Below are 1255 nucleotides of genomic sequence, written 5' to 3'. Positions count from 1 at the left end.
GTGGATGAAAACTAAGGAGGCTTTATGAAACTAGATTATGTGATCGTTGCCGGAGGGTGTTTTTGGGGTCTCGAAGACCTCCTTAGGAGTCTGGACGGTGTGACGTCAACGAAGGTGGGCTACTCTGGCGGAGATTTTGATGATCCTACCTACGCCGATATTATAACAGGGAAAACGGGGCACGCCGAAGCGGTTCGCGTGGAATACGACCAAGACGAAATATCTCTCGAAGAGATTCTACATTACTTTTTCAAAATCCATGATCCGACTACGAAGAATCGCCAAGGAAATGATGTTGGCACTTCGTATCGCTCGGCAGCGTTCTATCGTGACGATGCACAGAAAGCGATTATCGAAAACGTGATTGATGAGGTCAATGAGATCGGTCGCTTCGAGAATGAAGTGGTCACGACCGTCACCCTGGAAAAAGAATTCTACGACGCTGAGGCATATCACCAAAACTATTTGCAGAGGAATCCCAGCGGATACTCTTGCCATTTTGAAAGAGACTAAATCATGAACCAAATGAACGAGGAAAAAATGAAAGCACTTAAGAATGTTGTTATTTATACGAAAGACCATTGTCCATTTTGCGCACGCGTGAAGAATTACCTAACTGCTGAAAAGGTCGATTTCAAACAAATTCGCGTAGACGACGATCCGAAGACTTACCTGGAGTTGAAGGAAAGAACAAATCTCCAAACTGTACCGCAAGTTTTTGTGGATGGAGAATTCATTGGTAGTGCTACAGACTTCTTCTCGTGGATTGATAGCTAAAGAGTGAACCCTAAAATAAAGGAGCAAATATATGTTCAATTGGAAAAGCATTTACAACTACCTGGATAACGGCACTCCCGCGCCTCCCAAAAAAGTAGAAAAGAGCGAGGAAGAGTGGAAAGAAATTCTGACGCCAGCGCAATTTCGGGTCATGCGGATGAAAGGCACCGAACGCGCGCACACCGGAGAACTCTGTTCATTTTATGAAGCTGGAAGGTACGCCTGTGTGGGCTGCGACACCGAACTCTTTGACTCGAACCTAAAGTTCGATTCGGGAACGGGATGGCCGAGTTTTTCTGAGCCAGTCGCAGACAACGTAATTCAATATGAACTGGATACGACCTTCGGGCGCAGAATCGAAGTGCTATGCAATGTGTGCGAAGCCCATCTGGGGCACGCTTTTCCAGACGGTCCTGAGCCATCAGGGGTCCGATTCTGTATTAACTCGGAGTCATTGAAGTTTGTAGAATAATTTTTA

General features: G+C 45.8%; 3 protein-coding genes. All 3 read left to right on the top strand.

The features are described 5' to 3' along the window. Positions 1-24 precede the first annotated feature (24 nt). Genes msrA through msrB form a run of 3 tightly spaced genes read left to right on the top strand, consistent with a single transcriptional unit; the run spans position 25 to position 1249 of the window. Positions 25-513, top strand: a complete 489-nt coding sequence (msrA, locus tag ACFO24_RS13320) for a peptide-methionine (S)-S-oxide reductase MsrA (RefSeq protein WP_069785042.1) — start codon at positions 25-27, stop codon at positions 511-513. Positions 514-516: 3 nt separating this feature from the next. Next, entirely contained in the window at positions 517-777 is a 261-nt protein-coding gene (locus ACFO24_RS13315; protein WP_005403706.1) for a glutaredoxin, read from the top strand. A gap of 31 nt (positions 778-808) precedes the next feature. Further along, on the top strand, positions 809-1249 hold the full coding sequence (msrB, locus tag ACFO24_RS13310; RefSeq protein ID WP_005403705.1) for a peptide-methionine (R)-S-oxide reductase MsrB: 441 nt from the start codon (positions 809-811) through the stop codon (positions 1247-1249). Positions 1250-1255: the final 6 nt, after the last annotated feature.

The sequence above is a fragment of the Comamonas denitrificans genome, from assembly GCF_042654745.1.
Lineage (GTDB): Bacteria > Pseudomonadota > Gammaproteobacteria > Burkholderiales > Burkholderiaceae_C > Comamonas > Comamonas denitrificans.
The sequence above is the reverse complement of the archived record's forward strand: the minus strand, read 5'-3'. Positions and strand labels throughout refer to the sequence as shown.

Bases quoted from the DNA above. Each gene is read 5' to 3' on its own strand.
- msrA (WP_069785042.1), top strand. From the start codon at position 25: ATGAAACTAGATTATGTGATCGTTGCCGGAGGGTGTTTTTGGGGTCTC.
- ACFO24_RS13315 (WP_005403706.1), top strand. From the start codon at position 517: ATGAACCAAATGAACGAGGAAAAAATGAAAGCACTTAAGAATGTTGTT.
- msrB (WP_005403705.1), top strand. From the start codon at position 809: ATGTTCAATTGGAAAAGCATTTACAACTACCTGGATAACGGCACTCCC.